Origin of the sequence: Halomarina pelagica (assembly GCF_024228315.1) — an archaeon.
GTDB classification, from domain to species: Archaea; Halobacteriota; Halobacteria; order Halobacteriales; family Haloarculaceae; genus Halomarina; species Halomarina pelagica.
The window spans coordinates 2,171,751-2,197,202 of the sequence record NZ_CP100454.1 but is presented as its reverse complement, the minus strand read 5'-3'; the positions used below and the strand labels follow the sequence as shown (position 1 = coordinate 2,197,202).

Sequence of the window (25,452 nt, the reverse complement as noted above, 5' to 3'; positions counted from 1 at the left end):
CGGCCGTGATGTACCGTGAGCGAGGCGCGGTTACGCCTCGCTCACGGCAGTTTTGGTCCAGATTTTGGTACGGGGTTCGACCGAGCGGCGCGAAGCGCCGCGAGGGAGGACCCCGTTCTAAAAGGTGGCGTTGTAGAGTTCGTCGCCGACGTGGTGGAGCGACTCGACCACCTTCCCGGAGTCCCCGGTGAGGTCGTCGCCGTCCTCGAGCGCGCGCCCGACGGCGAGCACCTTCCCGTGGGTCTCCTCGGCGATGGCGACCAGGTCGCCCGCCTCGATGGCCTCGTCCGCCTCGGTGATGCCGGGGCGCATCACGTCCGCGCCGTCGGAGACGAACGAGACCGCGCCGGCGTCCACGGTGACGACGTGGTGGTCGGGGGGGAACGCGTTGGCCCCGCGGACGGTGAGGAACGGTTCGTCGTCGAAGTAGACGACGACGGGGTCGCCGTCGACGAGGACGAGGTCGGTGTCGTCGTCGACGAACGCGACGCGCTCGAAGGCGTCGCCGTCGAGGTCGACGCCGAGTCCGTCGGCGAGCGTCTCCTTCACGCGCTCGATCTCGTCGCTGCGGAGGTGGTGACGGGACTTGACCTGCATGAGGGGGTGTGCGGGTGCCGGAAAGATAAACCGCCCGACGTGCCGCGAGGCGGCGGTACGGGATTCCGTGGACGCACCAGACACACTCTCATATACCAGCGAAAAGGGATAAGTGACAGCGAACGAAGGGGCGGGTAGGATGTGGGGCACGCGAAAGGGCGAGAACGGCGGCGTCGTCTGTGTGGCCTGCGGCCAGACCGTCCAGCGATCCGCCGCGCGCGAGTACGACAAGGAGGGCGACCGCTGGTCGCGCCGCGGGAAGACGTTCGAGTACCTCTGTAAGCGCTGTCATCGCGAGCTGTGTCACCAACCGCGCGACGAACTCGAGGCGCTGCTCGTCGACATCGAGCGGGAGGGGCGACGGGGGCAAGGGGACTTCCTCCGGCGGTACAACGAGGTCGTCGAGGAGCGGTACGGGTCGCTCGAGGAGCGCGGCCGGTGAGGCGTTCGCGTCCGGTTCGTCGTCCCCGATACGACTAACTGCGTTCTTCACTTAACCCGGCTATGACCAGTCAGCAGGACCAGGCGGCGGCCGGGACGGCCGAGGGCCAGGGTCCGGTCGAGATCGACGAGGAACTCGCGCGACACCTGCGGAACAAGCGCGAACAACTCTTCGAGAAGTTCGACATCCGCGACGCGTTCCCGCCGACAGTGCTCGAGGAGGCCGAACGGCGCACCGAGGGCGTCCAGCAGGAGATACGGGACGAGGTCGGCGACCGGCGGGACCTCCGCGACCTGACGACGTGGACGACCGACCCGATCGACGCCCAGGACTTCGACGACGCGCTCTCGATCGAGCGCGAGGACGGCGCGTACCGCCTCTGGGTCCACATCGCCGACGTCACCCACTACGTCCACCCGGGCAGCGAGATGTGGGCGGAGGCCGTCGAGCGCGGCAACACCGTCTACCTCCCCGCGTACACCATCCACATGCTCCCGCCGGCCCTGGCGGAGACCGTCTGCTCGCTCGTGCCCGAGGAGGACCGGCTCGCGCACACCGTCGAGATGGTCGTCGACGACGAGACGCTCTCCTACGAGTCCATCGACATCTACAAGTCCGTCATCCGGAGCGACGAGCGGCTCACCTACACGCAGGCGGAGAACCGCCTCGACGACCCCGACGCCCCGCTGCACGAGGAGTGCTCGCTCGTCTTCGAACTCGCGGATCGGATGCACGAGCAGCGCAAGGAGGACGGCTCGCTCGTCCTGAACCCCTCCCGGGACCGCGCGCACACCATCATCGAGGAGTGCATGCTGAAGGCGAACAAGGCCGTCACGCACGTGCTCATGTTCCAGCGCGGCGTCGAGGCGATGTACCGCGTCCACCCCCAGCCCACGCCCCAGGAGTGGGACCGCGCGCTCAAGGAGATCCAGGAACTCGACGGCGTGAACATCCCGGGGGACTCGTGGGACGATCCCCGCAAGGCGGTCAACGCCACGCTCGAACAGGCACCCGGCCGTCAGCTCCACAAGATCCAGCGCGCCGTGATGCGCGTGATGCCCCGCGCGAAGTACATGAACGACCCCTTCGGCGGCCACCACGCGCTCAACTTCGAGATCTACGGCCACTTCACCAGCCCCATCCGCCGGCTGTCCGACCTCATCAACCACTGGATCGTCCACGAGAACGACGTCCCCGAGGACCTCCTCGAACTCTGCGACCGCGCGAGCGACAAGCAGAAGAACGCCGAGCAGTGCGAGCGCGAGTACAAGCAGTTCCTCCAGGAGGTCGGTCTGGACCCCTACGCCGTGAACAACCGCGGACTGCGCGTCGTCGAGGACGAGGAAGACGAGGAGGAGGAGGAGTCCGAGGGGACAGACGGAGAGACCGACGAGGGGACGGAAGAGGAGGCGACGGCCGAGGCGGACGCCGAGGCCGAAGGGACCGTCGAGTAGTCGAGCGGACCACGCCCACTCATCCGACGAGTAGTGCGACCGCGAGCGAGACGATGGCGGCTGCGAGTCCACTGCCGTAGATCGACAGTTCCCGCTCGACGCGTGGATCGATCACGGTGACCGACGACGATCAAACATGGCGAGTGCTGGTTCGTTTCGACGACAAAAACGAAGACGAACCGCTCACTCCGCCGTCGGCTCGTCGCGGGGCGGGACGGCCCCGATCTGTTCCATGAGGCCGAGCGAGTCGTAGTTCACCCAGGTCTCGGCGACCGTGCCGTCCTCGCCGATGCGGTGGACGGCGATGGCCGTCATCTCGACGGGTTCGCCCGTCGGTTCCATTCCCATGAACTCGCCCGTGTGCGTCCCCGTCACGGTGTACCGGAGGCACACCTTGTCCCCCGCGGCGAAGACGTCGTCGACGACCATCTCCTCGTCCGGGAACCCCGCGTGGAACGCCCGGACCGTCTCCTCGAACCGTTCCGGCCCGCGCGCGTCACCCGCGACCGCGGGGTCGTGGCGCACGTACTCCGGCGAGAAGAACTCCGGGATGCGCTCGTAGCGCCGCTCGTTTACGACCTCCGCTACGAACCGTCGGACGAGGTCCACGTTTCGCTCCTCCATCGACTGTTGCGTTGCCATTACTTCCCCACCAAGGTAGAGGTTGGTCGCGAGAAGAAATATCGGTGACGGGCGGACATCCGACCAGTCGAGCGCGCGGATGGTCAGAGTATCCCCCGAGTATAAAGAGATAGTCGAACGAACGTGCGCAGTCAGCGTTCGAGGAACGCCCGGGTCGCGTCGCGGCAGTCCTCCGCCGCGGCGACCCGCGCGAACCCGCCGGCGATCCGTTCGCGCTCGTCGGCGTCAGCCAGCGCGACGGCGGCGTACGCCTTCGCCAGCCGCGTCGCGGGGGCCGGCGACTCGAGGATCCGATCGACGAGCGTTCCGACCGCGTCGGACAGTTCCTCCGCGGGGACGACGCGGTTTACCAGCCCCCACTCGCGGGCGGTGGCGGCGTCGATCGGTTCGCCGGTGAGCGCGAGTTCCATGAGTCGCTTCTTCCCGCAGAGGTCGCCGACGCGGGCCACCGCGTAGGGCGGGTACGCCCCGATGCGCGTCTCGGGGAGCGCGAACGTCGCGCCCTCGACGGCGACCGCGAGGTCCGCCGCGGCGACGAGTTCGAACCCGCCGCCGTAGGCGAGTCCGTTGACGGCGGCGATCACGGGGACAGAGAGCGCCTCCACGCCGTGGAGACCCTCGTAGAGACGGTCGCTCAGCGCGCGGACGGCCGCCTCGTCGTCCAGTTCGGCGAGCGTCGCGACGTCGTCGCCGGCGCAGAAGGCGTCGCCCGCCCCGGTGACGACCGCGACGCGGGCCTCGTCGCTCGCGCGGGAGAGCGCCGCGCGCAGGTCGTCCCACCCGTCGAGGTGGAGCGCGTTCCGCTTCTCGGGTCTGTCGATGGTGATCCAGGCGACGTCGTCGCGCAGGTCGTAGCGGATCATACCCCACGGACGGCCGGCCGGGACTTGAGCGTGAGCGTCGGACGGGAGCGAGGAGAAAAGACAGGACGGTGAACCGTGGGGGACGGCGGCGTCAGTCGTCGCTCGGTTTCCGCTCGCGCTCTCGTCCCGCGGGGCGTCCGGTCACCGCGTCTCGGGCGGACGCGACCCGCCGGACGACGGAGGCGCGAGCGAACGAGACGACCGCCGCGAAGCCGCCCTCGCGGTAGTGCTCCCCGGTCTCCCCGAGCCAGGCGCGGAGCCGTTCGATCCCGCCCGCGACGCCGTTGTCGAAGAACAGCACGACGAGCAACAGGACGAACCCGAAGGCGAACTGCCAGCGGTTCGCCAGCGTCGGGTAGCTGTTGATGAACTCCCGGAGGTACTCGTAGACGAACGCGCCGACGGCGGGACCGGCGAACGAGTAGGGGCCGCCGATGACGGTCATGATGACCGGCTCCGCGGAGAACGACCAGTAGGCCAGATCGGGCGTGATGCCCGTCCGTAACGGGACGAGGAGCGCGCCGGCGAGCCCCGAGAACGCCCCCGAGACGATGAACGTCATCCAGCTGTGGAAGGTCTCGTTGATCCCGAGGGCCTCCGCGCGCTCGGGGTTCTCCCGGATGGCCGTACAGATCATCCCGAAGGGCGAGTTGACCACCCGCCAGAGCGCGTACATCGCCGCGGCGAAGACCGCGAGCACGACGAAGTAGTAGACGATGGGGTCCCTAATGTTCATCAGCGTGAACTCGACGCCGAACAGGTCGACCCGTCCGAGGATGAACGAGAGGCCGTCGCTCCCGTTGGTGAGGCCGCCGATGTTCTGGTTCGCGACGACGAAGACGGCCATGCTGAACGACAGCGTGATCATCGCGAAGTAGATCTCCTGCAACTGGACGCTGAGGTAGCCGACGACCACCGCGAGCAGCGTCGCGACGAGCACGGCGAGGACGACGGCGACGACGAACGTCACCAGCACCGACGCCCCGCCGAACAGGTCGGGAAAGCCGAGCGCCGAGCTACCGTTCTTGACGAACTGCGCGAGCGTGTAGCCCGCCGCCGCGACGAACATCGCGTGGCCGAACGAGAGCAACCCCGTGTAGCCGTACAGGAGGTTGAACGCCGTCGCGAACACGGCGAAGATCAGCACTTCGGTGAGCAGTCGCGTCTCGAACGGCCCAACGAGGAACGGTGCCGCGACGAGCACCGCCGCGAGCACCGCGTACTGGACACTCGAGCGTTCCCCGTCGAGGAGACGCTCACGGACTCCGTAGCTCATCGGTATCGTGCGTACGCGTTCATTCGTCGATATTCGTCGATCACAGTCCCGGAGGCAGACCGGTTCCCTTCAGGAGGTCCTGGGCGGTCTTCTTGTCGAGCGAGACCGACTGGACGGGCTTCAGTCCCACGCCGTCGTAGGGGACGTCGTCCTTCGTGCTGGTCTCGCCGATGATGGTCGGCGCGGTCGCCTGGTGGCTGTCGGGATCGATCTTCCACTTGCCCCGCGGGCCGTCGTACTCCATCCCCTCCATCTCGGCGATGACGTCCTCCGGTTTCGTGCTCTCCGCGTTCTCCATGGCGCGCTTGTACAGCCAGATCGAGGAGTAGGTGCTCGGTCCGGTGAACGAGGGGATCGAGCCGTCGTTGGCCTCCTTGTACGCCTTGACGAACTCCTCGTTGGCCTTGTTGTCGTACGCCGAGTGCCAGTACCACGAGGAGTAGTGGTACCCCTCGGGCATCGAACTGCCGAGCGCCTCGAACACCGTCGGGTCGGCACCCAGCGTGTCGAAGACGTCGTCCACCTGGTCGAACAGTCCCTGCGCGGTCGCCTGCTGGACGAAGGTGACGGCGTCACCCGCCCAGAAGGACGTGAACACGAGGTCTGGGTTGGCGCTCTTGACCTGGTTGATCTGCGGGGTCATGTCGCTGGCCCCGAGCTTGGGGAACACCGATTCGACGTACTCGAAGTCGCCGCCCAGCGCGTCCCCGAACGCCTTGAAGTAGTCCCACGTCTGCGACCCGTAGGCGTAGTCCGGGCCGATGTTGGCGACGCGCGTGACGTCGAGTTCCTCGACGGCGAACTTCGCCATCGCGTAGGTGTTGACCGTCGTGTTGGCGTTCGTCCGGAACAGGTTGGGGATCCCGGCGGCCTTCCCGTTGTCGTCCTCGAAGAAGGAGCCGTACGTCTCCGTGTCGTGCTCGGTGATCCACGGCGTCCCGATGTCCGTCAGCGTGAACGGAACGCCCAGGTCGCGGATGGCGGACGCCGAACTGAGCGTCACCCCCGAGGAGGTCAGGCCGATGAGCGCGTGGACCTGCTCCTCCTGAACGAGGCTCGTGATCTGAGAGACGGCGTCGCCGTTGTTGTGGTCCCGAAAGACGATCTCGACGTCGCGGTCCATGATGCCGCCCGCCTCGTTCACCGCGCTCACGCCCAGCCTCGCGCCGGCCTGCGAGGCGGAGCCCAGCGCCTCCGCGATGCCCGAGAGCAGGAACACGCCGCCGATCTTGATCGGACCGCTGCCGCCACCACCACCCCTGCCGAGACAGCCCGCCAGCGCCGTCGCCGCCGCGCCGGCACCGGCCGCCCGCAGGAACCCGCGACGACCCAGTCCGCCTCGTCGCGCTCCGCCGGTTTCCACGCCACTCTTCCGTCTGCCTGTCATAGTCTACCGAGGACATGGACTTTCGATATATATACTTTACCGTGCCTGACGATCCCGAGTGTCAGAAATTATATAATTCTGATTGATTTCACACCGATACTCTCGACGAAAACGGTCACTCATTGCGAAAGGTTTAATCGCACCCTCCCGGACCGGAGTGGTATGGTAAGCCCTGACTTGCTCGCGAACCAGATCATCGCGGGGCTCAGCATCGGGAGCTGGCTGTTCCTCGTGGCCGTGGGGCTCAGCCTCATCTTCGGCGTCCTCGACGTGCTGAACTTCACCCACGGCGCGCTCTTCATGATCGGCGCGTACGTGGCCGTCGTCGCCGTCAACAGCGCCGTCGGGAACTTCTGGATCGGCGTGATCGCCGCCGGACTCGTCGTCGGCGTCCTCGGGGCGGCGATCGAGGCGGGATTCATCCGCCGGGTGTACGACCGCGAACCGCTCGACCAGCTCCTGTTGACGTTCGCGTTCGTGCTCATGCTCACCGACGCCGTCCGGTTCGTCTTCGGCACGGGACAGAGGTCCATCAACCCGCCCGCCGTCTTCGACTTCAGCGTTCGGTTCAGCGAGAACGTCGCCGTCGGCGGCTACCGACTCTTCGTCATCGTGATGGCGTTCGTCATCATGGGGTTGCTGTTCACCGTCCTCGAGACGACGAACGTCGGGCGCGTCACGCGGGCGACCTCGTCCGACCGCGACATGGCCTCGCTTCTCGGCATCGACGTGCCGCGGCTGTACACGGGCGTGTTCTTCGCCGGCTGCGTGCTCGCGGGCGTCGGCGGCGCGCTCGCCGCGCCGCTCCAGTCGGTCACCACGTCGCTCGGCGACCAGGTCATCATCAACGCCTTCGTCGTGGCCGTCATCGGCGGCCTCGGGTCGTTCGTCGGCGCGTTCGTCGGCGCGATGATCATCGGGCTACTGATCTCGGTCGGGACGATCGTCGGTATTCCGGGGGCCAACCAGCTACTCCCGTTCGTCGCCATGATCGCCGTCCTCGTCCTCCGTCCGGAGGGGCTGTTCGGGGGTGCCGAGGCGTGATCGGGGGGGTGGTTCGATGACGACCGTCCTCGAGACGGAGGGGCTGACCAAGGCGTTCGGCCGACTGGTCGCCGTGGACGACGTGACCGTCAGCATCGACTCCGAGGACATCACCAGCATCATCGGTCCCAACGGGGCGGGGAAGACGACGTTCTACAACCTGCTCTCGGGACAGCTGAAACCGACGGCGGGCGGCGTCCGACTGCGCCCGCGAGGCGGCGGCGACCTGGTCGACGTGACCGGCGACGAACCGTACGAGATCAGCCGCCTCGGCCTCTCGCGGGCGTACCAGATCAACAACGTCTTCGAGGGGCTGTCGGTGCTCGACAACGTGCGCATCGCGCGCATCAGCCTCCAGGGACGGACGCTCGACCTCACCTCGCGGGCGACCGAGGACGAGGAACTCACCGAGCGCGCCTGGGAGGTGATCGAACTCGCGCGCCTCGAGGAGGTGGCCGAGACCGAGTGCTCCAACCTCTCGCACGGGGATACCAGGAAGGTCGAGATCGCCCTCGCGCTCGGCACCGATCCCTCCGTCGTCCTGCTCGACGAACCCACGGCGGGGATGAACGCGAGCGAGACCCGGAAGATGGTGGATCTCGTCCAGCGGTTGAACGAGAACACGGATACGACGTTCGTGCTGACCGAGCACGACATGGAGGTCGTCCTCGGCATCTCCGACCGGATCCTCGTGCTCGACAGCGGCGGGCTCATCGCGGAGGGGACGCCGGCGGAGGTGATGGCCGACGAACGGGTCAAGGAGGCCTACCTCGGGGGTGAGGAGGCGTGAGCCTGCTCGAACTCGACGGCGTGAACGCCTACTACGGCAACAGCCACGTCCTGTTCGACCTCTCGATGACCGTCGAGGAGAACGAGATCGTCGTCCTGCTCGGGCGCAACGGCGCGGGCAAGACGACCACGCTGCGTAGCATCGTCGGGACGGTCCCCCGTCGAACGGGCCGCATCCGCTACCGCGGGACCGACATCGTCGGGGAGTCGGTCGATCGCATCAGCAACATGGGCATCAAGCTCGTCCCCGAGCGCCGGCGCGTCTTCCCGACGCTCACCGTCCACGAGAACCTGCTGGTCGCCCACGACGCCTGCGACGATCCGCGCGACGTAGAGGAGATGTACGGGATCTTCCCGGCGCTCGACGACCACCGCGAGAACAGGGGACGCAACCTCTCGGGGGGCGAACAGCAGATGCTCTCGGTGGCCCGCGCGCTCGTACAGGACCCCGACCTCCTCCTGCTCGACGAACCCACCGAGGGGCTGGCCCCGGTCATCGTCGACGACCTCCGGGAGGTCCTCGGGCAGGTCGTCCGGGAGGACGTCACCGTCGTCCTCACCGAGCAGAACGTCGCGTTCTCGTTCGAACTGGCCGAGCGCGCCTACATCATCGAGAAGGGGAGCACCGTCTACGAGGGCACCATCGACGAACTCCGCTCGCGCGAGGACCTCCTCGAGGAGTACCTCTCGGTGTCGGTCGCGGAGAGCGCGGACTGAGGGCACGACTCCGCGCCTCTCGCACCCCGTCCGTCGTAGTTACCGATCGGAAACGTCCGACGACAGCCCCCGCGACGCCTCCTCGGCGAGGTAGTCCCGGACGCGTCGGCCCTGCGAGTAGGTGAACGTGACCGTGCCGTGGAGGACCGACGGCGTCGAGAGCGGTTCGACGGGAGCGAACCGCTGGAACGGCGATCCGTCGGGGAAGTCGAAGTCGACGCGGTCGACCTCGGCCTCGTACAGTTCGCTGACGAAGGGGATCGGGAACTCGACGAGTTCGTTGATCTGCGCTCGGCCGCCCGCCGGATCCGGTATCTGCCGATGCGCGTAGTAGTGCAGGTGGCCGGTGAGCGTGTCCACCTGCTCGTCGCCGACGCTCGCCTCGGCTTCGATGACCGGGGTGCCGTCGACCGAGAGCGTCGAGGACAACTCGCCGTCGGCCTCCTCCCACTCACAGGCCCCGTCGAGCGTCGGGATGCCGCCACCTTCGCGGGTGTACGCCTGCATCTGCGGGGAGTCGTTCCAGTAGCCCACCCAGAACCGGCCGGGGACGGGAATCTCGCCCTGTGCGGCGCTGATCGCGCGGCTGTCGCGGTCGGCGACCTCCACGGTCAGGTAGGTGAGCGTGTACGGGTCGAGGTGGCTCGTCTGCTCCGCCGACGGCACTCGATACATGTTCATCTGAACGAGGTTGTTCGGGTGCGGGTCGAGGCCGGGAGGCAACGCCGATTCGAGTACCTCGGGGTCGGCCTCGTAGCCGACGATGAGCATCCGCGCGTTCTTGATTAGCTGCGGCGACGGGACGTACGTCCCATCAGGCATTCCGGTGTACCGCTCGGGGTCGAATTGTCGTTCGCTCATGGCTGGTCGCGGGGTTACTCGCTCGCTTCGACGCCGAAGTCCTCGGGCGCGAAGACCTCGGGGAGCGGTTCGTCCCTGATGCCGCGGATATCGTCGAGCACGGGTTTCAGGTAGGCCCGGAACAGTTCCGGGCGCTCGCTCATCGGGAAGTGGCCGGTGGCCTTCATCTCGTGGGCCGTCGCCCCTTCGCCGATGGCCGCGGCGGCCTCGCGGGCGTCGTCGGGGTTGGTCAGGTAGTCGTACTCGCCGTTCATCAGGTACATCCGGACCTGCGTGGCGTCGATGTCGGCGGCAGACTCGCGATAGTCGTGTTCCACGGAGTAGTAGTAGAGGTCGCCCTTGAGGACGCCGTTCGCACCCTGTTCGTACAGGTAGAGCGTCTCGCGGCGCGCCCACTCGGGAGCCTGCGGCGCCATCAACCCCCAAGTCGCGTGTGAGTTGACGTCGTTCGCGTTGACGTGCGGGTGATCGAGCCACTGGATGTAGAACCCGGGCGTGAACAGGCCGACCTCGAGGCCGACGAGCGCCCGGAACCGCTCGGGGTACCAGTCGGCGAGTTCGAGCGTGATCGTCCCGCCCATGCTCGACCCGACGAACACCGGATCGTCGAGTTCGAGTGCGTCGGCGATGGACACGATGGTGTCCGCGAACCGTTCGGCGGTGAGGTCGTACTGGTCGGCCCACCACGACTCGCCCGACGGCGGGACCGACTTCCCGTGTCGCGGCAGGTCGTAGGCGATCACCCGGAAGTGTTCGGTGATCTCCTCGTCGGCGAGGACGTGCCGCCACTGCTGGTTGTTGCACCCCGCCGTGTGCTGACAGAGCAGGGGGATGCCGTCCTCCGGGCCGGCCGCCTCGTAGTAGATGCGGTGGTCGACGCCGTCGAGATCCACGGTGACGTACCGCCCCACGATGGTGGCGGCGGCGGGTTCGGCGGGGCGAGTCGATCCCTCCGTCCGCGGTTCGCCCCCGCTGTGGGCCGTCCGCATCAGATCGAGCGCGCGCTGGAACGGCCGAAAGTTCTGGAATATTCGCTTGTGGTTGCCGACGAGGTCGAAGTACCCGTCCTCGCCCTTCACCGCGGTCCGGTAGAAGGAGGCGAACACCTCGTTGTGATGCGGCGGCGGCACCTCGCTGACGAACTGCTCCCACGCCTCGCGCGGTCCGACGACGCCGAACGACCACGCGTCGTCCAGCCCCGGCGTCCGCACCTCCCGTACCTCACCGTCGCGCATCTCGACGAGGAAGTGTTCCTCGCCGATACCGACCAGGAAGTTCTCGTCGAACGCGTCCCGGCCGTGCAGTTTCATTTCGGGGTCCGCGTTGACGACGTCCCGATAGTCGTTCCACCACTCCTCGCTGGCTAGCGTCTCGTCTGTCACGTCGTGATCACCATTGGCCCCCACCCCGTATTATGTGGTGCGTTACCACGTGTCGGGACAGGTGAGGACGTTCGACGTAGCGGAGGATAAAAGCACCGCCTCCCCGGGTCTCGGGTCGCGGCCCGGGAGGGGAGCTGATCCACTCGGCCGAGCGCGAGCCGTACTCGACGACAAGGCAGGAGAGGGCTACGTCGACCGGACCCCCTCGGCGCAGCGCGACCGAGACCGATCCCCACGACGCCGGATGAAGGCGGATGTAGCGGTCGTTCGAGCGAGAATATCTATCGAGACTTACCGGCTCGAGAACTCTCTCGCTCCGATGGACTCGCCGGGAGTCACGCGAGCGTGAGCGAGTGTGACGTCGACAAGGGAAGGAGACGCAGTGGATCGAGTGGACTCGCCGGGACTGAGCGAACGCGAAGCGTTCGCGAGGGTCGGCGAGTCCACGACTGACCGAACGAAGTGAGGGAAGGAAGTGGACTCGCCGGGATTTGAACCCGGGGCCTCTTCCTTGCGAAGGAAGCGATCTGCCGCTGATCTACGAGCCCGCGTTATCGAATTGCCGCCGTTTCGTACTTGTACCTTCTGCTTTGAGTACCGGGGTGCGGGACGGTATCACGACGGAAACCGGCGGGCGGTGGCCGCGAGCGACCGACCTGTCGCTGGACGGTTACGAGAATGAATCGCGTTGCTGGGTGGCGAGCGCTTCCCCGGCGAGAGAGAACGGGAAGAGCCGGCGTCAGTCCTCGAGGACGATCTCGATGCTGACGTCGTTGGGCACCTGAATGCGCATCAGCTGGCGCAGCGCCCGTTCGTCGGCGTCGATGTCGATGAGACGCTTGTGGACGCGCATCTCCCAGTGCTCCCACGTCGCGGTACCCTCACCGTCGGGCGACTTGCGGGTGGGCACCTGCAGCTTCTTCGTGGGGAGCGGGACCGGCCCCGAGAGGTTGACGCCCGTCTTGTTCGCGATCTCGCGGACGTCGGTGCAGATGTTGTCGAGGTCCGAGGGGTTCGTCCCCGCGAGTCGGACGCGTGCCTGCTGCATCTATCGTTCCTGGACGCTGAGGACCTTGCCGGCGGCGATGGTCTGGCCCATGTCGCGCACCGCGAAGCTCCCGAGTTCCGGGATCTCCGAGGACGGCTCGATGCTCAGCGGCTTCTGCGGACGGACGGTGACGACCGCCGCGTCGCCGGACTGGATGAAGTCGGGGTTCTCCTCTGCGACCTCACCGCTCGCCGGGTCGAGCTTCTTGTCGATGGACTCGATCGTACAGGCGACCTGCGCGGTGTGGGCGTGGAAGACCGGCGTGTAGCCCGCGGTGATGACCGAGGGGTGCTGCATCACGACGATCTGGGCCTGGAAGGTCTCTGCGACCTTCGGCGGGTCCTCCGCCGGACCGCACACGTCCCCGCGGCGGATGTCGTCCTTGCCGATGCCACGGACGTTGAACCCGACGTTGTCGCCGGGGCGGGCCTCGGGCACCTCCTCGTGGTGCATCTCGATGGTCTTGACCTCGCCGCTCACGTCCGAGGGCTGGAACGAGACGTTCGTGCCCGTCTCGAGGATGCCCGTCTCGACGCGGCCGACGGGGACGGTCCCGATGCCGGAGATGGTGTAGACGTCCTGGATCGGCAGGCGCAGCGGCGCGTCCGTCGGCTCGGACGGCTCCGGGAGGTTGTTAAGCGCCTCGAGGAGCGTCGGCCCGTCGTACCAGGACGTGTTGTCGCTCTTGTCGGAGACGTTGTCGCCCTCGAACGCCGAGGTCGGGATGAAGCTCGCGTCGTCCGTGTCGAAGCGGACCTGCTGGAGGAGCTTCTTCACGTCGTCGACGACCGCGCGGTACTTGTCCTCGTCGTAGTCGACGAGGTCCATCTTGTTGACCGCGACGATGAGTTCGCCGATGCCGAGCGTGCGCGCCAGGAAGACGTGCTCCTGGGTCTGGGGCGCGACGCCGTCGTCGGCCGCCACCACGAGCACGGCGTTGTCGGCCTGGCTCGCGCCCGTGATCATGTTCTTCACGAAGTCGCGGTGACCCGGACAGTCGACGATCGTGAAGTAGTAGTTGTCCGTGTCGAACTCCTGGTGGGCGATGTCGATGGTGACGCCGCGCTCGCGCTCCTCCGCGAGGTTGTCCATCACGTAGGCGAACTCGAAGCCGCCCTTGCCCTTCTCCTCGGCTTCCTCGCGGTACTGCTCGATGACGTGCTCGGGTACGCTCCCTGTCTCGAACAGGAGTCGCCCGACCATCGTACTCTTCCCGTGGTCGACGTGGCCGATGACGGCCAAGTTCTGGTGGGGTTTGTCGCTCATTGATAGCTCACGCGCAAAGGCGCTGTGGCGAAAGCTTTCGACTGAATCGGATAAAACGATTTCGAAACGATATACCGGCCACCCCGACGCCGTATAGCGGTTTGGCACTTACTACCACGATCGGCAGGGGCGCGAACGACCCCCGGCTCCCTCGGGGGTCGCTCCGGTTCACTCGAGCGGGGGGAGTCGCCCCACGTCCGAGAGCACCGCCGTCGCCGTCTCGGGACCGCCCGCGCCGCGCCCGCTGACGTTCAGTCGACCGGCGTGGTTCGTCTCCAGTTGTACTATGTTGCGCGTGCCGGAGACGGCGAGCGTCCCGTGCTCGGGGATGAGCCGCGGGCCGACCCGGACGCGGTCGCCGGCGACCTCCCCGATGAGCCGGATCGTCCGACCGTCCTCCGCCGCGAGGTCGAGCGCCTCGCCGGGGATGTCGCTGATGCCCGAGACCTCGGCGTCGTCGAGCGTGTGTCCCCCGTCGCCCAGCACGTTCGCGAGGATGACGCACTTGAGCGCGGCGTCCGTCCCCTCGACGTCGAAGGAGGGATCGGCCTCCGCGACGCCCAGGTCCTGTGCCTCCGCGAGGACGTGCTCGTAGTCCAGGCCTTCGGCGGCCATCCTGGTGAGTATGAAGTTCGCCGTGCCGTTGAGCACGCCACGCGCGGCCGTCACCTGGCCGGGACCGAGGTCGGCGATGGTCGAGAGGATCGGGATCGCCCCACCGACGGTCGCCTCGAAGCGCACGCTCCCCGCGCTCTCGCGCTCGTGCGCTCGCACCTCGTCGTAGCGCTCGGCGACCGGTCCCTTGTTGGCGAGGACGACGTGTCGATCGCGCGCGAGCGCCTCGACGACGTGACCGTAGCCCGGTTCCGCGTCGCCGAGCGTCGTCGGCGTCGCCTCCACGAGGACGTCGTAGTCGGCGTCCAGCGCCGCCTCGGGAGCGAGGTCGCCGACCCGGCCCGTCTCGCGCTTCGCGGAGAGGACGGCCGCCACGTCGAGCGCGTCCCCGTCGGCGACCGCCGCCGACCGCGAGTCCGCGAGCGCGACGACCTCGTGACCGTACTCGTTCGCCAGCTCCGCGACCGAGCGACCGACCGCCCCCGCGCCGACGACGGAGAGCCTCATTTGGCACCCCCGGGCGTGAGCGGCTCGATGACAGTCAGGCCCTTCTCGTCGGCGAGGTCGCGGACCGTCTCGAGGACGTGCTCGGCCTCCCCCGCCTGCGTGGCGAGGCGGAGTCGGGCGCTCGACGCGTTGTCCGTCCCGTCGGCGGCCGTCAGCGTGACGTCGGCGACCGACGCGCTCGTGCACGTCTCCAGCCGCGAGAGCGTGTCCGAGAGGTCGGTCTCGACGAGGTCGCCGACGAGCAGCACCGTCAGCTCCTCGCCGTAGCGCTCTGGCCCCGCCTGGATCACGTTCACCCCGGCGGCGCGAAGGTCCGCTACTATCTGGTCGAAGCGCTCGGGCGTCGCTTCGAGGTCCACCTCGACGGGGATGCGCCCGCGAGGCGTGAGGTTGCCGCGCTCGTGGAATATCGAGAGGAGGTTGCCGCTGTTTCGGGATATCGGCCCCAGCGCGTTCAGCAGCTCGCCGGGCTCGTCGACGAGTTCGAGGCGCACGGTGTACGCCCGAACCACGTCGTCGCTCATCGACTCCACCGCCGCAGAGGGTCGGCGCGACTCATTGGCGTTGGCAAGCGACGGAGGGTTAAGAAGCCTCGCGCTTCCGCGAAGCGTTGCCGGTGTCCGCCCGCGAGGCGCACGATCGGGGGAGCCGGAGGAGCGAGCGAACCGACGAAGGTCGACGGAGCAACCGAAGGCCGCCGGAGCGACCGCTCCTCGCGCGTCGACTTTCGGAGGGCGGAGAGACGACCGGGCTTACTCCAGGTTGATGTTGGCCGAGGAGTCGGCGCGCTCGAAGATCACTTCGAGGATGCCGTTCTTGAACGTCGCGTTCGCGGAGTGCTCGTCGACGCGCACCGGGAGGCGGAGGCGCTCCTCGTACTCGCGGTGGTCGGTCGCGGCCGCGATGGTGAGCGTGCGGCCGTCGCACTTGATGTCGATCGCGTCCTTCTCCACGCCCGGCAGGTCCGCGACGACGTAGACGCGCTCGTCGTCCTGCTGGGTGGTGATGTGGACGTCGTCGCCGAAGCCGGCGTCGTTACCCTGCACGTGTACGCCCACGTCGTCGCCCATCATATCGTTCATCATTCGACTCAGTTCCCGGAAGATGTCGTCGAAGGGGTCCCTGTCGTCCCTGTCACGAGGTCCCATGAGGGAACACAGGTGCGCTCGCCGCAAAAGCCTTCTGTCTGTGCGGGTTCCGAGCGCCTCAGAACCCCATTCCGAGGGCCTCGTCGGTCGTCGCCACGCTCTCGTCGGCGTCGGCCGCGCCGAGCACGGCGCGGATCGCGTCGACGTTCTCCGGCACCACGTCGGACTCCTGGTGGATGGCCTGAAAGAGGTAGAGGTCCGCCCCGGCGGTCCCGCCGTCCCCGTCCCGGCCGGCCGGCGCGACGCCGTCCTCGACGGTGATCGACTCCTCCCAGATGCAGTTCTCCCAGATGTCGCCGCGCGGGCGACCCCGGTCCATCGCGAACTCCTTCAGCTTGCCCGCGCCGTCGACGTCGTAGGAGGCGGGCACGAGGAAGAGCCGCGACTCGTCGGCGAGCAGGTCGCGCACCTCCTCCGCGGCCGGGGCGGCGTCCAACTGGACGTTCACGCTGTGGGTGTGCATGAGCGTCGCGGGCACCTTCATCCCGAGCGTGTCGATGTTCAGGTCGGGGAAGATCGTGTTCACGTCCGGCCCGTGGTGGGAGGGCAGCGTGACGGGGTTCGGGAGGATGTCGTTGATCGGTCCGCGCCCGGTCTGGCCGGGGTCGCCGCCGCGGCGGACGAGCGTGACGCGCGCCTTCTGCACGCCGTAGGCCTCCTGCAGCGGGGCGAGCAGCCGCGAGAGCCCGGTCGTGTTGCAGGAGACGACGCGGACGTGATCCGCGCCCTCCGCCTCGCTGTAGTTCCCGCGGGCGTTGAACGAGGCGTCGACGAGGTCGGCGCTCTCGCCGCCCTGGTAGAGCGCGGGCGTGTCGTGCTCCTCGTACGTCGACTTGTTCTCCGCACCGATGCCGGAGGGGCAGGCGTCCACCACGACGTCGGCCGCCTCGACGAGTTCCTCGACGCCGCCCGCGACGTCGATGCCCGCCTCGTCGAACCCGGGCAAGCGCTCCTCGACGGCGGCGTACAGCGGGTAGCCCTTCGCGACGGCCGTCTCCGCCTCGAAGTTCGGGCGGGTCTTGGCGACGCCGACGAGTTCCATGTCGGGCTGGAGGGCGACCGCGTCCGCGACGCGCTTTCCGATCGTGCCGTAGCCGTTGATGCCGACCTTGATCATGTACCTACCCGCCCGTCCAACAGCGACGGGGATAATTATTCCGTGGGTACCGCCGCCATACCCCCGGTTTTTACTCGAATCCGAGTTTCTATTTCGCGTTCTCTGCTTCGCGCCCCTGACGCGGCGACCCCGCCCGCGCGGTTCGGACTGCCGCCGCCGGGGGCCGCACACGGTAACGCCTAACCGTCCCTCTCGCGAACCCCGGCGCATGAGCGACGACTCCCCCCTCGCCGCCCCGGCGAGGACGGCCATCGAACAGTGCATGGGGCTGCGGGACGACGAGTCGTGCCTCGTCGTGACGGACGACGGGCGCGAGGCGATCGGCGAGGCGCTACTCGCGGCCGCCCGCGAGGTAACCGGCGACGCCGTGATCGTCCGCTACCCGCCGGGCGACCAGCACGGCGAGGAGCCGCCGCGGCCGGTCGCGGCCGCGATGCGGAACGCGGACGTGGTGCTCGCGCCGACGACCAAGAGCCTGAGCCACACCCGCGCCCGTCGGCAGGCGACGGAATCCGGCGCGCGCGTCGCCACCCTCCCGGGCGTCACCGAGGAGGTGTTCGTGACCGGTCTGGACGCCGATTACGACTCCATCGCGAGCCACTGCCGGGCCGTCTACGACCAGGTCGCCGGGGCCGAGGAGATCCGCGTCACCGCCCCCGCGGGGACGGACATCACGTTCTACCCCGGCGGGCGCGCCTGGCTCCAGGACACCGGCATCGTCCACGAGCAGAGCGCGTTCTCGAACCTCCCCGCGGGCGAGACGTTCGTCAGCCCCGAGTCGGCCGACGGCACCTACGTCGTGGACGGCACGATGATGCCCTACGGACGGCTGGAGGAGGGCCAGACCCTCGAGTTCGAGGTCGAGGACGGCGTCGTCACGCACATCGGCGACGACGAGATCCGCGAGCAGGTCGAGGCCGCCGCCGAGGAGGTGGGCGAGGACGCCTACAACCTCGCCGAGCTGGGCATCGGGACGAACGTGGCCGTCACCGAGCTGGTCGGGAGCGTCCTGCTCGACGAGAAGGCCGCCGGGACGGTCCACGTCGCGCTCGGCGACGACGCTGGCATCGGCGGCGACGTCGAGGCCCCGCTCCACCTCGACGGCATCGTCACCGAGCCGACGGTGTACGCCGACGGCGAGGAGATCGACCTCCCGCGGCCGTAGTGCGCCGCGCAGAACAGTGCGACGCGCGGAAGAACGATTGAACGCCCCTTTAACGCCCCGCCGAGTAGGGCGGGTATGAGCGAACCAGGCCAGCAGGTGGCCGTCCCGTGTCCGGCGTGCTCGCCGGACCTCGAGACGGCCCACGAGGTGCTCTCGTCGGGCGGGGGCGGACAGACGCTGACCGTCCGCTGCGCCGAGTGCGGGCACACCCACAAGGCGACGATCGAGGAGGAGCGGACCGTCGAGCGCGACGTGATCGTCTCCCAGGAGGGCGAGTCGTTCAGCACGCGCGTCGAAGCCCCCGCGGACGAGGTCGTCGCCGTCGGCGAGGAGTTCATCGTCGACACCGAGGAGGCGCTGATGACCGTCCGCATCACGAGCCTCGAGGTGGGCGACGAGCGGCGCGCCGAGCGAGCGCCCGCGAGCGAGGTCGAGACGTTCTGGACCCGCGCGGTCGACAACGTGCAGGTCCCCGTGACGCTCAACCCGCGGGACGGCCGCCGCGACGAGACGCGGAGCCTGAAGCTGCTCCTCCCGGGGGACCACGAGTTCGTCGTCGGCGCGACCGAGACCTTCGGCGACGAGGAGTTCACCGTGAAGTCCATCCGCCTCCGCCACGACGCCCGCGGGTACGACCACGATCAACTCAGACACCGCGGCGACGCCGCCATCGCGAAGGACGTGAAGCGGCTGTACGCCGACGACGAGACCAGCGACGCCTGGTCCGCGTGGTAGGGCGCAGACGGCCGACCGGCGCGTCGGGCGGGCCCGAACTGAGCGCCTTTTATCGCCCGCCACGAACCGGGAGCCATGCCCACGCAGGACCGAACCGACCCGGCGGTGCGCGAACTCCTCCTGCTCCACGTCGCGCGCCGGACCGGCGTGCTGGAGGCGCTGACGCGGACGACCGGCACCGTCGAGGGCGTCGCGCGCGAGACGGGGATCGAGGGGCGCGCCGCCCGCCTCGTCGTCGAGGCGCTCGCCGAGCGCGGCTTCCTGAAGCGTCTCGGCGGGGACGGGGAGTACCAGCCCACCAACCGGATGCTCGGGTTCCTCGCGAAGACCGACGTGCGCTCGATCGGCCGCCTGCCCCACGAACTCGACGCGCTCGACGCGTGGCTCGCGCTCCCGGAGACGATGCGAACCGGGGAGCGCCCGGACCGTCACCCGGACTGGACGCGCAACGCGATGGGCGCGGCGGCCGCCCGCGGCGAGGCCGCCGTCACCGCCGCCGTCACCGCCGCCGTTCGCTACCACCCGCGCGCGGAGCGCGTCCTCGTCCTCGCCGACGGTCCTGGCCGCCACGCCGTCGAGTTCGCCCGCCGGGGCTACGACGTAACCCTCCTCGACGCGCACGCGGTGATCGAGGTGAACGAGGCCGCGCTGGAACAGGAGGCCGTCTCGCTCGTCGCGGGCGACCCGCTCGACGGCGAGGCGTACCCCGAGGCGGACCTCGTCTTCGCGGTCGGTCTCCTGTCGCGGTACGGCGCGACCCATCTGCGACGGACGTTCGCGAACGCGCGGGGGGCGCTGACCGACGACGGGGTCGCCGTCTTCGTCGGTTCGGTGCGCGGCGAGACGCCCGACGCGACCCTGCGGGCGCTCCACGAGTACGCGCTGCACGGCGAGGGGGGCGCGCACACCGCCGACGAACTGACAGGTTGGCTGGCGGAGGCGGGCTTCGCGCCGGACGCGATCGGGATCCCCGGACTGGACGACCGCGCGGTCGCCGGCCGCGTAGTTGATTAAGCTCCACCGCGGAGGGCGACCATGGATCGGACGGTGCTGCGGGACGACATGGTCGACGGCCTCGAGTACGAGGCCAAGGGCTGCGTCCGGAGCGACGCGATCAGCCTCGCCATGCGCACCGTCCCCCGCCACGAGTTCGTCGACGACGAGGCGAGCGCGTACGCCGACCGCACGCTCGAACGGTTCGGCACGCGCGTCCTCTCGCCGAGCACCGCCGCGCGCCTCCTCGAAGCCCTCGCGCCCGAGCCGGGCGACTCGGCGCTCGTCGTCGGCGTCGGCGTCGGCTACACGGCGGCCGTCGTCGCCGAGATCGCCGGGCAAGAGACCGTCCAGGGCGTGGACATCGCCCGCCGACTCGTCTACGAGGCGCGGGACAACCTCGACCGGGCGGGCTACGGCGGCGTCCTCGTCGACCGCCGCGACGGGACCGACGGCCTGCCCGAGTACGCGCCCTACGACCGCATCCTCCTCGAGGCGGCCGCCGTCGACCCGCCGCGCGCGCTCGTCCGCCAGCTCGCGCCCGACGGCCGCCTCGTGATGCCGCTGGGCGCGACCGAGCAGTCGCTCGTCGCGGTCGATGACTCGGGGCGGGTCACCGACCGCTTCGGCCCCGTCGCGTTCGCGCCCATGCTCGTCGAGGGCGAGCAGGCCGACGCGGTCGAGCGCAACCGCACCGTCCGCGAGGACCGCGAGTTCGCCCGGCGAAACACCCACGGACGGCGCGGCTGGGAGCAGGACTGGATCGACTGGGACGCGTACTGATCGAACGCTCGAACGTCCAAGCGCCCGAGCCGCCGATCGTTCGAACGACCGAACGCCCCGATCGCGTGCTCGTGATATTTATCCGTGCGGAGTGTTCGTTCGCTCGTGACCGTGACTGACGCACCAGACACCGACGAACTGACGCCCGCCGACAGGACGCTGATGGGCCCCGGACCGAGCGACGTCCACCCCCGCGTCCTCCGGGCGATGGCGACGCCGCTCGTGGGCTACCTCGACCCCTCGTTCGTGGAGATCATGACCGACGTACAGGAACTGCTCCGGTACGTCCTCCGGACGGACAACGAGTACACGCTCGCCGTCTCCGGGACGGGATCGGCCGCGATGGAGGCCGCCTTCGCCAACCTCGTCGAACCGGGCGAGACCGTCCTCGTACCGTCGAACGGCTACTTCGGCGGGCGGATGGGCGAGATGGCCGACCGCGTCGGCGGCGAGGTCGTCACCGCGGACGCTCCCTGGGGCGAGCCGCTCGACCCCGGAACGATCGAGTCCGCGTTCGACGAGCACCAGCCGACGGTCGTCGGCGTGGTCCACGGCGAGACCAGCACCGGCGTCCGCCAACCGGAGATCGACGAGATCGCGCGGATCGTCCACGAACACGATGCCTACCTCGTGGTGGACACCGTCGCCTCCCTCGGCGGCGTGGAGTTCCGCACCGACGAGTGGGGCGCGGACCTCGTCTACTCCGGCTCGCAGAAGTGCCTCTCGGCACCGCCGGGCGCGAGCCCGCTCACCCTCTCCGACCGGGCGATGGAGAAGGTGCGGAACCGCGAGACGCAACCCCGATCGTGGTACCTCGATCTCGAGGGGCTCTGGAGCTACTGGGGCGACGACCCGCAGTACCACCACACTGGGATGACCTCGACGGTGTACGCCCTCCGCGAGGCGCTGCGGCTGGTCGCAGAGGAGGGGATCGAGGCGCGCTGGGAGCGCCACCGGCGGACGGCCGGCGCGCTCAAGGCCGGGGTCGAGGCGATGGGCCTCGAACTCCTCCCCGCAGACGAACACTGGCTGCCCAGCCTGAACGCCGTCCGCATCCCCGCCGCGGCGGACGGCGACGCCCTCACGAGCCGCCTCCTCGAGGACGACGGCATCGAGATCGCGGGCGGCCTCGGCGACCTCGCGGACGAGATCGTCCGCGTCGGCTGCATGGGCCACTCCGCGCGCGCGGCCAACGTCCTCCCGACGGTCGGGGCGCTCGGCCGAGCGCTCGACGCGCAGGGCGTCGACGTGGACGTCGGAACCGGCGTCGCCGCGACGAACCGCGAACTCGGCGAGTAGAGCGACGGGCGATCCCCGCCGGCGGGTGCGTGTTCCGACGCATTCCCCACCGACTGCGACCCGTGTACGGGCGCGATCCTACTCCCGCACCACCAGCACCGCCGTGTTCTCCCGCCGGTCGACGTACCGGCTTCCGGCGGGCGGTTTCACGTCGAACGTGATCGTTCCGTCCGCCTGGTTCGCCCCGAGGCGCGGGGAGAGCGCGAGCGTCGCAACCCCGTTCTCGTCCGTTCGCGCCGTCTCGATCCCGTCGAGGCGGGCGCTCCCGCCGCGCGCGACGACCGTCGCGCCCGACACGGGGTCGCCCTCCGGCGAGATCACGCGCACGTCGATCTCCTGCTGACCCGGCGTGATCACCTCCGGCGTCGGCTTCGTGTCGAGTTCGACGACCGCGAGGCCGTTGACGCCCGACAGCATGTTCATCATGACGCTCAGGCTGGCGACGCCGACGACCAGCGCGATCACGAGGCGGATCGGCAACCCCTCGATGGCGCGCTCGTCGGCGACGAACCGTCCCGTCGTGTCCCGTGGGAGACGCATGGGGTCGCTGGTCCCGGTATCCTACTTGAAGGCTCGGACGAGAGTTTATGAACCAGAGCGGGACCAGACACCCCCATGTCGATCCTCGGGCGGACAGCGGACGCGGGCAGAGGAGAGTCGGGTGACGGACCCCCGGACGAGAACGGACCGGTCGGCCACCTCGGGGCCTACCGGGCGCGCGACGGGAGCGCGGGAGCGCGGACCGGGATCGACCTCGGGGGGCCGCACGCGGCGCTCGTCGTCGGCAAGCGCGGGTCGGGAAAGTCCTACACGCTCGGCGTGCTGGCGGAGGAACTCGACCGCGTCGAGGGGATCGCGCCGGTGATCGTCGATCCCATGGGCGCGTTCGAGACGCTCGCCAAGGGGCCGGTCGGCGCGCGGGTCGTCCGGCCGCGCGTCCGCGCCGACGCGCTCGAACCGCGGGCGTGGTGCGACCTGCTCGGCCTCGATCCCGAGGGCGCGGCGGGAGTGCTCGTCTGGCGCGCGGCGTCGGCCGCCACGACGCTCGAGGGGATGTGCGCGTTCGTCGCCGAATCCGACGCACCCGACGCGGCGAGACGCGCCGCGTCGAACCACCTCGACCTCGCTGCCGCGTGGGACGTCTTCGGCGGCGAACTGCCCCCGCTGTTCGACGGGCGAACGACGGTCCTCGACTGCTCGGGGTTCGATCGCGCGCCGATGAACGCCGTGTGTCGGGCCGCGGCGAGTCGATGCTACCGCGCCCGACTCGACGGCGAGACCGACCGCCTCCCGTGGCTGCTCGTCGACGAGGCGCACGCCTTCTTCGACGGACTCGCCGCGCCCGCGCTCCGTCGCCTGCTCACCCGGGGGCGACAGCCGGGGGTCAGCCTCGTCGCCGCGACCCAGCGCCCGGCGGCCCTCCCCGAGGTGGCCGTGTCGCAGGCCGACCTCGTGGTGATGCACCGGCTGTCGAGCCGGGACGACCGCGAGGCGATGCGCGCCGCCAGGCCGACCTCGATGCGCGAGACGCTCGACGAGCGGATGCCGACCCGCCCCGGCGAGGCGGTCGTCGTCGACGACGCGACCGAACGCGTCCACACCGTACAGGTTCGAGAGCGGACGACGCCCCACGGCGGAGGGAGTCCTCGGCCGTCGGGACTGTCGGACGGCGGGCGAGCGTGACGTTCGCTCCCCACCACTATGACCCCCGAGCGCGTACGACGGGGTATGTTCGATCACATACTCGTGCCGACGGACGGGAGCGACGAGGCGGAGCGCGCCGTCGACGAGGCGATCGCGCTCGCGGCGGCCTCCGACGCGACGATCCACGCGCTCTACGTCGTCGACGTGCGCAGCTACAGCACGCTGTCGGAGGAGAGCTGGATGACCGTTCAGGAGGCGGTCGAAGACGCTGGAGAACGCGCCGTGGAGCGGATCGAGACGCGGGCGAAGGGCGAGGGGCTCCGGGTGACGACGACGCTCGAACCCGGTGTCCCGCACAGCGTCATCCTCGACTACGCCGAGCGCAACGACGTCGACCTCATCGTCATGGCGACCCACGGGCGGACCGGTCTCGGTCACGTCCTCCTCGGGAGCGTCACCGAGAAGGTCGTCCGCGGGTCGCCGGTCCCCGTCCTCACCGTCCGCGCCGGCGACGACGAGTGACGGCCTGGAACGGTACGGAGCAGAGTGGAGCGCAGGGGGAGTAGAGCGCAGGGAGAGTAGAGCGGTGTGAACCGAGGGGGAGCGCGTCGCACGACGAACGCCTCCGAACGCACACTGCGTACCGTCCACCGGGACGACGCTCAGAGCGCGCCCGCGACCAGCCAGGCGAGGCCGAGGGCGACGAGCGCGCCCGCGAGGTTGCCGAGCGCGTTGACGGCGGACCGGGCGCGATCGCCCGCCTCCCACAGCCGCACGGTCTGGAACGAGAACGACGAGAACGTGGTGAACGACCCGCAGGCACCGGTTCCGAGCAGGAGCACGACGTCGTTCCCCCACCCGCCGAACGCGAGCAGTCCGAGCGCGAAGCTCCCGAGGACGTTCACCGCGAGCGTTCCCAGCGGGAACCACTCGACGTCGACGGCCTCGCTGACGAGGTGGCGGGCGACCGCCCCGAGGACGCCGCCGAGCCCGACCAGCTGGGCGGGGTCGAGCGCGACCATCACGCGGTCCCCTCCAGCGGCCGGTGCCCCCCGGCGACGACGCGCGCGACGGCCCGACCGACGAGGACCGCCGCGAACCCGAGGCCGTAGGAGGCGACGACGTTGCCGACCATCCACAGCGGCGAGTCGAGCAGGACGGTCTCGAGCGCGAACGTGCTGTAGGTGGTGAACGACGAGAGGAACCCGGTGCCGAGCACGGCGCGCGTCTCCTGGGCGATGACGCCGCCGAGGATCGCCTCGTAGAGGAGGAACCCGAGGAGGAAGCTCCCGAGGACGTTCACCGCGAGCGTCCCGAGCGCACCGGGGACGAACTGCCCGACCAGGTATCGGGCGTTGGCTCCCGCGAAGCCGCCGACGGCGACGAGCGCGAGCGATTCGAGTCGAAGGATGGGGTGTCGGTCGGTCATGGCTCTCCGAGAAGGAGCCACCGGCCGGCGTCTCCGCGTCGAGGCGGGCTCCATCACACGGATAAGGGAGGCTCACGACGGCGGGAATAAATGCGTTCCGCGACGCGGTGCGAAGAGACGCGGGAGAGCGGTCACACGGTCGGACGAAGCGGGGAACGGGGCAGGACGAGGCGGTGTAACGGAGGGGGACGGCTCGGGGCGGACGTCCCCGAGCGTCCGACGAACCGCAGCGCGTCGCGAACTCATCCC

Annotated in this window: 28 protein-coding genes and 1 tRNA gene; 12 read left to right on the top strand and 17 right to left on the bottom strand. The window is 69.3% G+C overall.

What is annotated here, in order from left to right; translation table 11 throughout:
• Positions 1 to 117 precede the first annotated feature (117 nt).
• A complete protein-coding gene (locus tag NKI68_RS11365) occupies positions 118 to 597 on the bottom strand; it encodes an RNA-binding protein (RefSeq protein WP_254543179.1) in 480 nt (159 codons plus the stop codon).
• 139 nt (positions 598 to 736) lie between these two features.
• On the opposite strand from NKI68_RS11365, the gene NKI68_RS11360 reads away from it, so the two are divergent.
• Positions 737 to 1,039, top strand: coding sequence for a DUF7562 family protein (locus tag NKI68_RS11360; protein ID WP_254543177.1), 303 nt, complete (start codon positions 737 to 739; stop codon positions 1,037 to 1,039).
• A gap of 62 nt (positions 1,040 to 1,101) precedes the next feature.
• A complete protein-coding gene (locus tag NKI68_RS11355; protein WP_254543176.1) occupies positions 1,102 to 2,493 on the top strand; it encodes an RNB domain-containing ribonuclease in 1,392 nt (463 codons plus the stop codon).
• 183 nt (positions 2,494 to 2,676) lie between these two features.
• On the opposite strand, the gene NKI68_RS11350 is transcribed toward NKI68_RS11355, so the two are convergent.
• From NKI68_RS11350 to NKI68_RS11335, 4 genes are all read right to left on the bottom strand, one after another.
• Entirely contained in the window at positions 2,677 to 3,135 is a 459-nt protein-coding gene (locus tag NKI68_RS11350) for an ester cyclase (RefSeq protein ID WP_254543174.1), read from the bottom strand.
• A 131-nt stretch (positions 3,136 to 3,266) separates the two neighbouring features.
• A complete protein-coding gene (locus tag NKI68_RS11345) occupies positions 3,267 to 3,998 on the bottom strand; it encodes an enoyl-CoA hydratase/isomerase family protein (protein ID WP_254543173.1) in 732 nt (243 codons plus the stop codon).
• 91 nt (positions 3,999 to 4,089) lie between these two features.
• Positions 4,090 to 5,274 carry a branched-chain amino acid ABC transporter permease gene (locus tag NKI68_RS11340; RefSeq protein WP_254543172.1) on the bottom strand — a complete coding sequence of 395 codons (1,185 nt, stop codon included), beginning with the start codon at positions 5,272 to 5,274 and terminating at the stop codon, positions 4,090 to 4,092.
• A 40-nt stretch (positions 5,275 to 5,314) separates the two neighbouring features.
• Complete coding sequence (locus NKI68_RS11335) at positions 5,315 to 6,661, bottom strand: ABC transporter substrate-binding protein (protein ID WP_254543171.1); 1,347 nt, start codon at positions 6,659 to 6,661, stop codon at positions 5,315 to 5,317.
• Between the two features lie 162 nt (positions 6,662 to 6,823).
• On the opposite strand from NKI68_RS11335, the gene NKI68_RS11330 reads away from it, so the two are divergent.
• Genes NKI68_RS11330 through NKI68_RS11320 form a run of 3 tightly spaced genes read left to right on the top strand, consistent with a single transcriptional unit; the run spans position 6,824 to position 9,211 of the window.
• Entirely contained in the window at positions 6,824 to 7,705 is an 882-nt protein-coding gene (locus NKI68_RS11330) for a branched-chain amino acid ABC transporter permease (protein WP_254543170.1), read from the top strand.
• A 16-nt stretch (positions 7,706 to 7,721) separates the two neighbouring features.
• Positions 7,722 to 8,495: an ABC transporter ATP-binding protein gene (locus tag NKI68_RS11325; protein ID WP_254543168.1), complete on the top strand. Its 774-nt coding sequence runs from the start codon at positions 7,722 to 7,724 to the stop codon at positions 8,493 to 8,495.
• On the top strand, positions 8,492 to 9,211 hold the full coding sequence (locus NKI68_RS11320) for an ABC transporter ATP-binding protein (RefSeq protein ID WP_254543167.1): 720 nt from the start codon (positions 8,492 to 8,494) through the stop codon (positions 9,209 to 9,211). Before NKI68_RS11325 ends, NKI68_RS11320 begins: the two co-directional genes overlap by 4 nt.
• Positions 9,212 to 9,250: 39 nt before the next feature.
• On the opposite strand, the gene NKI68_RS11315 is transcribed toward NKI68_RS11320, so the two are convergent.
• The 9 genes from NKI68_RS11315 to NKI68_RS11275 all read right to left on the bottom strand — a co-directional run bounded on the left by NKI68_RS11315 (position 9,251) and on the right by NKI68_RS11275 (position 17,155).
• Positions 9,251 to 10,072, bottom strand: a complete 822-nt coding sequence (locus tag NKI68_RS11315; RefSeq protein ID WP_254543166.1) for an acetoacetate decarboxylase family protein — start codon at positions 10,070 to 10,072, stop codon at positions 9,251 to 9,253.
• A gap of 14 nt (positions 10,073 to 10,086) precedes the next feature.
• Entirely contained in the window at positions 10,087 to 11,454 is a 1,368-nt protein-coding gene (locus NKI68_RS11310; protein ID WP_254543165.1) for an alpha/beta fold hydrolase, read from the bottom strand.
• A gap of 476 nt (positions 11,455 to 11,930) precedes the next feature.
• Positions 11,931 to 12,002 (bottom strand) — tRNA-Ala (locus tag NKI68_RS11305).
• A 191-nt stretch (positions 12,003 to 12,193) separates the two neighbouring features.
• Complete coding sequence (rpsJ, locus tag NKI68_RS11300) at positions 12,194 to 12,502, bottom strand: 30S ribosomal protein S10 (protein WP_254543164.1); 309 nt, start codon at positions 12,500 to 12,502, stop codon at positions 12,194 to 12,196.
• The gene (gene tuf, locus NKI68_RS11295; protein WP_254543162.1) at positions 12,503 to 13,768 is read right to left on the bottom strand and encodes a translation elongation factor EF-1 subunit alpha; all 1,266 of its coding nucleotides are present in this window, start codon (positions 13,766 to 13,768) and stop codon (positions 12,503 to 12,505) included.
• A 168-nt stretch (positions 13,769 to 13,936) separates the two neighbouring features.
• Positions 13,937 to 14,890, bottom strand: coding sequence for a homoserine dehydrogenase (locus NKI68_RS11290; protein WP_254543161.1), 954 nt, complete (start codon positions 14,888 to 14,890; stop codon positions 13,937 to 13,939).
• On the bottom strand, positions 14,887 to 15,414 hold the full coding sequence (locus NKI68_RS11285; RefSeq protein ID WP_254543160.1) for an amino acid-binding protein: 528 nt from the start codon (positions 15,412 to 15,414) through the stop codon (positions 14,887 to 14,889). The genes NKI68_RS11290 and NKI68_RS11285 overlap by 4 nt, the downstream gene beginning before the upstream one ends.
• A gap of 228 nt (positions 15,415 to 15,642) precedes the next feature.
• Positions 15,643 to 16,038, bottom strand: a complete 396-nt coding sequence (locus NKI68_RS11280) for an Hsp20/alpha crystallin family protein (protein WP_254543159.1) — start codon at positions 16,036 to 16,038, stop codon at positions 15,643 to 15,645.
• A 58-nt stretch (positions 16,039 to 16,096) separates the two neighbouring features.
• Positions 16,097 to 17,155, bottom strand: a complete 1,059-nt coding sequence (locus NKI68_RS11275) for a type II glyceraldehyde-3-phosphate dehydrogenase (protein WP_254543158.1) — start codon at positions 17,153 to 17,155, stop codon at positions 16,097 to 16,099.
• A 208-nt stretch (positions 17,156 to 17,363) separates the two neighbouring features.
• On the opposite strand from NKI68_RS11275, the gene NKI68_RS11270 reads away from it, so the two are divergent.
• From NKI68_RS11270 to NKI68_RS11250, 5 genes are all read left to right on the top strand, one after another.
• A complete protein-coding gene (locus NKI68_RS11270) occupies positions 17,364 to 18,320 on the top strand; it encodes an aminopeptidase (RefSeq protein ID WP_254543157.1) in 957 nt (318 codons plus the stop codon).
• 75 nt (positions 18,321 to 18,395) lie between these two features.
• Positions 18,396 to 19,055 carry an HVO_0476 family zinc finger protein gene (locus NKI68_RS11265; RefSeq protein WP_254543156.1) on the top strand — a complete coding sequence of 220 codons (660 nt, stop codon included), beginning with the start codon at positions 18,396 to 18,398 and terminating at the stop codon, positions 19,053 to 19,055.
• 75 nt (positions 19,056 to 19,130) lie between these two features.
• Complete coding sequence (locus NKI68_RS11260; protein ID WP_254543155.1) at positions 19,131 to 20,069, top strand: class I SAM-dependent methyltransferase; 939 nt, start codon at positions 19,131 to 19,133, stop codon at positions 20,067 to 20,069.
• Between the two features lie 21 nt (positions 20,070 to 20,090).
• Positions 20,091 to 20,831 (top strand): protein-L-isoaspartate O-methyltransferase family protein, encoded by a 741-nt coding sequence (locus tag NKI68_RS11255; RefSeq protein WP_254543154.1) that lies wholly within the window; start codon positions 20,091 to 20,093, stop codon positions 20,829 to 20,831.
• A 162-nt stretch (positions 20,832 to 20,993) separates the two neighbouring features.
• On the top strand, positions 20,994 to 22,130 hold the full coding sequence (locus tag NKI68_RS11250; RefSeq protein ID WP_254546424.1) for a pyridoxal-phosphate-dependent aminotransferase family protein: 1,137 nt from the start codon (positions 20,994 to 20,996) through the stop codon (positions 22,128 to 22,130).
• Between the two features lie 78 nt (positions 22,131 to 22,208).
• Here NKI68_RS11250 and NKI68_RS11245 read toward each other — a convergent pair whose 3' ends face one another.
• Entirely contained in the window at positions 22,209 to 22,670 is a 462-nt protein-coding gene (locus tag NKI68_RS11245) for a DUF7382 domain-containing protein (RefSeq protein ID WP_254543153.1), read from the bottom strand.
• A gap of 75 nt (positions 22,671 to 22,745) precedes the next feature.
• Between NKI68_RS11245 and NKI68_RS11240 the strand changes: the two genes are divergently transcribed.
• Complete coding sequence (locus NKI68_RS11240) at positions 22,746 to 23,813, top strand: ATP-binding protein (protein ID WP_254543151.1); 1,068 nt, start codon at positions 22,746 to 22,748, stop codon at positions 23,811 to 23,813.
• A gap of 45 nt (positions 23,814 to 23,858) precedes the next feature.
• Complete coding sequence (locus tag NKI68_RS11235) at positions 23,859 to 24,296, top strand: universal stress protein (RefSeq protein WP_254543149.1); 438 nt, start codon at positions 23,859 to 23,861, stop codon at positions 24,294 to 24,296.
• Positions 24,297 to 24,436: 140 nt separating this feature from the next.
• Here the strand turns inward: NKI68_RS11235 and crcB are convergent, their stop codons facing one another.
• On the bottom strand, positions 24,437 to 24,796 hold the full coding sequence (crcB, locus tag NKI68_RS11230; RefSeq protein WP_254543148.1) for a fluoride efflux transporter CrcB: 360 nt from the start codon (positions 24,794 to 24,796) through the stop codon (positions 24,437 to 24,439).
• Positions 24,796 to 25,203, bottom strand: coding sequence for a fluoride efflux transporter FluC (locus tag NKI68_RS11225; RefSeq protein ID WP_254543147.1), 408 nt, complete (start codon positions 25,201 to 25,203; stop codon positions 24,796 to 24,798). The genes crcB and NKI68_RS11225 overlap by 1 nt, the downstream gene beginning before the upstream one ends.
• Positions 25,204 to 25,452: the final 249 nt, after the last annotated feature.